General features: G+C 72.4%; 7 protein-coding genes and 1 pseudogene. 6 read left to right on the forward strand and 2 right to left on the reverse strand.

The window, feature by feature from the left end; genetic code table 11:
* Window positions 1–10: 10 nt before the first annotated feature.
* On the reverse strand, window positions 11–610 hold the full coding sequence (locus tag ACFXGA_RS06530; protein WP_378084856.1) for an NADPH-dependent F420 reductase: 600 nt from the start codon (window positions 608–610) through the stop codon (window positions 11–13).
* Between the two features lie 91 nt (window positions 611–701).
* Here ACFXGA_RS06530 and ACFXGA_RS06535 point away from each other — a divergent pair.
* Window positions 702–1,004, forward strand: a pseudogene (locus ACFXGA_RS06535) (winged helix-turn-helix transcriptional regulator); the annotation flags it as partial.
* Window positions 1,005–1,134: 130 nt separating this feature from the next.
* Here ACFXGA_RS06535 and ACFXGA_RS06540 read toward each other — a convergent pair.
* Complete coding sequence (locus tag ACFXGA_RS06540; protein WP_378084857.1) at window positions 1,135–1,416, reverse strand: isoamylase early set domain-containing protein; 282 nt, start codon at window positions 1,414–1,416, stop codon at window positions 1,135–1,137.
* 131 nt (window positions 1,417–1,547) lie between these two features.
* On the opposite strand from ACFXGA_RS06540, the gene ACFXGA_RS06545 reads away from it, so the two are divergent.
* From ACFXGA_RS06545 to ACFXGA_RS06565, 5 genes are all read left to right on the forward strand, one after another.
* Window positions 1,548–1,916, forward strand: coding sequence for a hypothetical protein (locus ACFXGA_RS06545; RefSeq protein ID WP_378084858.1), 369 nt, complete (start codon window positions 1,548–1,550; stop codon window positions 1,914–1,916).
* A complete protein-coding gene (locus ACFXGA_RS06550) occupies window positions 1,913–2,161 on the forward strand; it encodes a hypothetical protein (RefSeq protein WP_378084859.1) in 249 nt (82 codons plus the stop codon). The genes ACFXGA_RS06545 and ACFXGA_RS06550 overlap by 4 nt, the downstream gene beginning before the upstream one ends.
* A gap of 279 nt (window positions 2,162–2,440) precedes the next feature.
* Window positions 2,441–3,259, forward strand: a complete 819-nt coding sequence (locus tag ACFXGA_RS06555) for a helix-turn-helix domain-containing GNAT family N-acetyltransferase (protein WP_378084860.1) — start codon at window positions 2,441–2,443, stop codon at window positions 3,257–3,259.
* A 461-nt stretch (window positions 3,260–3,720) separates the two neighbouring features.
* The gene (locus tag ACFXGA_RS06560) at window positions 3,721–4,437 is read left to right on the forward strand and encodes a TetR/AcrR family transcriptional regulator (RefSeq protein WP_378084861.1); all 717 of its coding nucleotides are present in this window, start codon (window positions 3,721–3,723) and stop codon (window positions 4,435–4,437) included.
* Between the two features lie 64 nt (window positions 4,438–4,501).
* The gene (locus ACFXGA_RS06565; RefSeq protein ID WP_378084862.1) at window positions 4,502–6,037 is read left to right on the forward strand and encodes an MDR family MFS transporter; all 1,536 of its coding nucleotides are present in this window, start codon (window positions 4,502–4,504) and stop codon (window positions 6,035–6,037) included.
* Window positions 6,038–6,107: the final 70 nt, after the last annotated feature.

Here is a 6,107-nt window from a genome sequence, read left to right on the forward strand (position 1 = left end):
CGACGGTGCGTCACGGCACCGCCGGGAACATCGACCGGACGTCCGCGCCGGCCACCCACAGCCCGATGGCGAACGCCGTCGTCGCCTCCAGCAGCTCGGCGCGCTCCAGCGGCCCGCCGTCCACCGGCACGCACCCGATCGACCGCACCAGCGCCCGCGCCACCTCCAGCGCGTCCGCCGAGTCGCCGCACAGCGGCACCCCGAGCGGCCGCCCCTCGAACGCCAACGACGGCCGTCGCCACACGTCCACGTGGCACAGGTTGAACGCCTTCACCACGTGCGCGCCCGACGCCGCCGCGAGCCGTGCGGCGGCACGCGGCTCGTCCAGCACGAACCGGCCCGGCACCACCGAGTTCGTGCAGTCGACCACCACCCGGCCCGGCGCGTGCCCCAGCACCTCGACCGCGACCGCCGCCGGGACCGCGAGCAGCACCGCGTCCCCGAACGCCACCGCGTCCGCCGGCGACCCCGCGACGGCCCCGATCCGCGCCGCCACCGCCGCGGACCGCTCCCGCGACCGCCCGCCGACCAGCACCTCGTGCCCGGCCGCGACCCACCGCCCGCCCAGCGCCTCCGCCATCCCGCCCGACCCCAACACCCCGACCCGCATCCCCGCGCCTCCTCGTCCGGCATGCTCGACCGGACCGACGTTAGGGAACCCGGCGGGCACCGAACGGTGCCCACGACAAGGGGGAGCGGCCATGGCCTTCCTCGCGGACTGCCGCGCCCGGCAGGCGTTCGACCTGCTGGCCAACACCTGGAACCCGGTGGTGCTGCACGCGTTGCGGCACGGCCCCCGCCGACCCGCCGAGCTGCGCCGCGCGATCGGCGGCATCCGGTCCAAGGTGCTGACCGAGACCGTGCGCCGGTTGGCGGCCGCCGGCCTGGTGGTGCGCCGCGAGCTGCGCGACCGGGTCGAGTACGAGCTGACCGACCTGGGCCGCAGCCTGCTGGAACCGCTCGACGCGCTGGGCCGGTGGGCGCACGAGCGCGGTGACGAGATCACCCTCGACGGCGTGCCCGGTGATCACGCGTCCGAAGTGGACGAACGCCCGAGTGCCCCGGCGGCCCGTTCGGTTTCGGCCGTCCGCTCGGTTCCGGGCGTCCGTTCGGCTCCGCCGGCCGTCGATGCCGCTAGCCGTCGATCGTGAGCACGCAGCCGTCGCGGTCCACGGTCGGCACGTCCGGCTCGTCGAACCAGTGGCCGCCGTCGGCGAGGTAGCGGAACCGGTGCGTGCCCGGGGGGAGGACCACGGTGACCGTGCGCGTGCCGTCGCGGCGGGGCACCAGCTCGTGCACGCCGGGGGTCCAGTCGTTGAACGTGCCGACCACGCTGACCGGTCCGCGCGGGTGGTCGAGGGGCAGCGAGAAGGTCACGCGGCGCTTCGGGCCGAAGAGGCGAGTGCTGCGGAGCATCGTTCTCCCTCGCGAGTCGATCTGGCCAGGACTCCGGGCGGAACCAGCGTCCCGGCGGCGTGGCGGCGTTTCAAGCGGGGCGCGCCGCGCTGCGCCGGTGGTCACCCGTCGGTGTGACCACGCTGCCGGTCGTGCCGTCGACATCGGGTGACGCGGCGGACGCGTTCTACCGCGCGTGCGAGCAGTCGGACACCGCGCTGCTGGACGCGCTGTACCGGCCGGGGTTCGAGCGGATGGTCAACCACAAGCCGGACTTCGAGGGCGTCGCCGGGCTGCGCTGGTTCCTCGACCGGGGGGTGGACGTCAACGCGGAGTTCTGCCTGCACCACGCCATCGGCCGCGGCCGGAGCGCCGAGGTCATCGAGGTGCTGCTCGACGCGGGCGCCGACGTGAACCTGCCGTGGGGCCGCTGGGACGTCGTCGCGGCGCTGCTGGACGCCGGGATGGCCGCGGACACGCGGGGGTGGAGCAACTTCACGCCGTTGGGCAGGCGGCGATGAACGGCCGTGCCGACGTCGTGCGGCTGTTGCCGGCGCGCGGCGCCGACGTGACCGACAAAGCCTTCGACCACACCGGCCCCACGCCGCTCGACCGCGCGTTGTGGGGAGTGCGCCACAACCGCGCCGCCGACGGCGACTATGCCGCGACTGTCGCCGCTTTGATCGCTGTGAACGCTCCTACCAGCCACGACGCGCCGACCGGTGACGCGGGGGTGGACGCCGTGATGGCCCAAAGATCACCGTAAGGAGCGAATGACGTGCCCATGGGCAACTTTCCCGGCGCGAGTTTCGTTGCCGGGAATGAAGGAGGCGGCGCGGCCCCGAGGCGTGGGCGCAGGGAGGAGGACGGAGGCAGGAGGACGGAGACGAGGAGCCGGACAAGGAGCGAGGGGCGCGTGCGTCCAGGCCGTGCGCTCGGAGCGCGAGTGCGTCGATGGTCCATAGACGGGTGTCTATGAAGTGAGTCGCACTGCATCGACCGCATTCGATTGACGATGCGGGCCGGCGGGGCAAAGAATCCGGGCATGAGCAGCCCCGTTGTGACGCCCCGAGTGGCCTTGACGGTCGACCAGGCCGTCGCGTACGCCGAGCGGTTTGGGTGTCTGGCCGACCCGACGCGGGTGCGACTGCTGCACGCGGTGGCGGCCGGCGAGACCACGGTCGGCCGGTTGGCGGACGTGCTCGGGGTCAGCCAGCCCACCTGCTCGCACCACCTGCGCAAGCTCGCCGCCGCCGGGTTCGTCCACCTCCGCCGCGACGGCACCGCCACGCTGGCCTCGGTCGACCCGGCCGGCCGGGTGTTGCTGCCGCACGCGGTGGACGCGGTGCTCGGGGCGATCCCCGCGCGGCCGCTGGAGCCGCCCGCGGACGTTGCCGTGCGGGCGATGGTGGATGACGACTGGGCCGACGTGCGGCGCATCTACGGCGAGGGCATCGCGACCGGGGACGCCACGTTCGAGACCGAGGTGCCCAGTCGGCGGACGTTGGACGTCAAGTGGCTGCTCGACCACCGGTGGGTCGCGGTGGTGGATGGGGTCGTCGCGGGGTGGGCGGCGGCGACGCCCGTGTCGCCGCGGGAGTGCTATGCGGGGGTGGCGGAGACGTCGCTGTACGTGGACGCGCGGTTCCGGGGGCGTGGGGTGGGGAAGGCGTTGCTGCACCGGCAGGTCGGGGCGGCGGATGCCGGTGGGTTGTGGACGTTGCAGGCGGTGGTGTTCCCGGAGAACCGGGCGAGTGTCGCGCTCCACCGGTCGGCCGGGTTCCGGACGGTCGGGGTTCGGGAGCGGATCGCGGTGCACCGCGGGGTTTGGCGGGACACGATCTTGTTGGAGCGGCGCGCCTGACGGGTCGGCGCGGCTGAACGGGCCGGAGCGCGGCGCGGAAGGTCGGCGCGGAAGGTGCCGGAGAACCCGTGTGAAAGACCCTGGAAACCGCGGCAAGGGCACTGGCCCTGGGAGCACCCGTGAAAAGCCCTGAAAAGGGTCGGAGGCGGTAGGGCGGGGAAGGGGGGTGGACAGCAGGGGAGGGTGCGGGGACGCGGTTGGGTAGGGCGAATTGGGGCGCGCGGGATGGCGGCTCCCTTCCCATTTTCATTTTATAGCGCACACCGGGGCTTGTGGCAAGACCCCGGTCATGTCGCAGAATCGCCGCTCGGAATGGAGCTGCCGGAAAAGGGGGAGGGGTGCCGGGGGTGAATTGTGGGTGGCGGCGGCAGGGGAGGGGTGTCGGTGACGAGAGCGGGATCACAAAGGGTGCAGTGGCTGCAAAGTTGCAGTCAGTGCATGATTTTCCCTACCCTGATCGAGTGAGCACGCACGCGGCCGAGGGGCTGCGCGACCGCAAGAAGCGGCAGACCCGCACGGCTCTGGCGCACGCCGCCGTCCGCCTGGTCGCGGAACGCGGCCTCGACAACGTGACCGTCGAGGACATCAGCGCCGCCGCCGACGTCTCGCCGCGCACCTTCTTCAACTACTTCGCCGGCAAGGAGGACGCCGTCCTCGGCCCGGACCCGGAGGCGGGCCCCCGCATGCGTGCCAACGTGCTGTCCCAGCCGGCGCACCTGTCCGCCGCCGAGGCGGTGCGGGAGGCGTTGCTGGCGGAGGTCGCCGCCGAGTTGGCCGACGACCGCGACTTCTGGTTGCTGCGGATGCGCGTGGTGCAGCAGCACCCCGTGCTGGTGGCCAAGGTGTTCGCCGGCGGCGAGGCCGTCGAGCGCCACCTGGTCGCCGCCATTGCCCAACGGGTCGGCCTGCCCGCCGACGACACCTACCCGCTGCTGCTCGCCGCGGCGGCGGGCGCGGCGTTCCGGGTGGCGGTGACCCGCTGGTCGAGCACGGCCGCGCCGCTGCAGGACCTGCTCGCCGAAGCGCTCGACATGCTCGCCGCGGGGCTCGCGGAGCCGCCGCGTGCGGAGCCGCGGGACGGTCGACTCGGCGATGACCGCCATGGTCAACCCCGGGGAGATCAACCCGGGGGAGACCAAGCGCGGCAAGTGACCGAAGCGCGGCACGACGACGCCTGAAGCCACTGCGACAAGCCAACGACAACCCACCGCGAAGACCCAACGCGACAACCTGGGGGAACCGATGTCCACCGAAACCGGCACGACCTCGCGCCGGGACGTCATGCAAGCCATGTCCGGCCTCATGCTGGGCATGTTCATGGCCATCCTGGCCTCGACCATCGTGTCGAACGCGCTGCCGCGCATCATCTCCGACCTGAAGGGCTCGCAGTCCGTCTACACCTGGGTCGTCACGACCGAGCTGCTGGCGATGACCGCGACCGTGCCGCTGTGGGGCAAGCTCGCCGACCTCTACAGCCGCAAGCTGCTGATCCAGCTCTCCCTCGGCCTGTTCGTGGTGGGCTCGCTCATCGCGGGCTTCTCCCCGAACGTCGAGGTGCTCATCGCCAGCCGCATCGTGCAGGGCCTCGGCGCGGGCGGCATGACGGCGTTGGCGACGATCGTGATGGCGGCGATGATCCCGCCGCGCGAGATGGGGCGCTACGCGGGCATCTTCGGCGCGGTCTTCGGCGTCGGCACGGTCGCCGGCCCGCTCATCGGCGGCCTCATGGTGGACACCTCGTGGCTGGGCTGGCGCTGGTGCTTCTTCATCGGCGTGCCGTTCACCCTCGCCTCGATCTTCCTGCTCCAGCGCACGCTGAACCTGCCGGTCGTGCGCAAGGAGGTCACGATCGACTACCTGGGCGCGGCGCTGATCGTCGGCGGCGTGTCCACCCTGCTGGTGTGGTCCACGCTGGCCGGCCACCAGTTCGAGTGGGCCTCGGCGTGGACCGCGCTGCTGGTGACGGTCGGCGTGGTGCTGCTCGGCCTGGCCGTGTGGGTGGAGTCGCGGGCGGCCGACCCGATCGTGCCGCTGACGATCTTCGCCAACCGCACGGTGACGTTGACGACGGTGGCCAGCGCGCTCGTCGGCGTGGCCATGTTCGGCGGCACGGTGTTCCTGTCCCAGTACTTCCAGATCGGCCTGGGCAAGACGCCGACGCAGGCGGGCCTGATGAGCCTGCCGATGATCTTCGGCCTGCTGGTGTCGTCGACCGTCGCGGGCCAGCTGATCACCAAGTGGGGCAGGTGGAAGGCGTTCCTGGTCGCCGGCGGCGTGATCATGATCGGCGGGATGCTGCTGCTGGCCACGATCGACGCGAACACCAGCGTGTTCATGGTCAGCGTGCACATGGCCGTGCTGGGCATCGGCGTCGGCATGCTCATGCAGAACCTGGTGCTGGCGGCGCAGAACGACGTGCCCGCCCGCGACCTCGGCGCGACCACCTCGACCCTCACGTTCTTCCGCAGCCTCGGCGGCGCGATCGGCGTGAGCGCGTTGGGCGCGGTGCTCGCCAACCGGGTGACGTCGCTGAGCGAGGAGAAGTTCGGCCCGGCCCCCGGCGGCGGCGAGGGCACGGTGCCCGACCTCGCGCTGCTGCCCGAGCCGGTGCGGCTGGTCGTGCGGGAGATCTACGCCACGGCCACCGCGGAGCTGTTCCTGATCGGCGCGCCGATCGCGGTGCTGGCGCTGCTGGCCGTGCTGTTCATCAAGGAGAAGCCGCTCAAGACCCTCAGCGGTGACGAGCGGTTGGCGGCGGAGATGGCCGCGGGCCACTGACCGCGGGAAGACACGTGTCGGACATGTGAGGGGCCCGGTGGGTCTAAGTCGCCACTATAGCGCGGGGCCG

The organism is Actinosynnema sp. NPDC059335 (assembly GCF_042752395.1).
GTDB lineage: Bacteria > Actinomycetota > Actinomycetes > Mycobacteriales > Pseudonocardiaceae > Actinosynnema.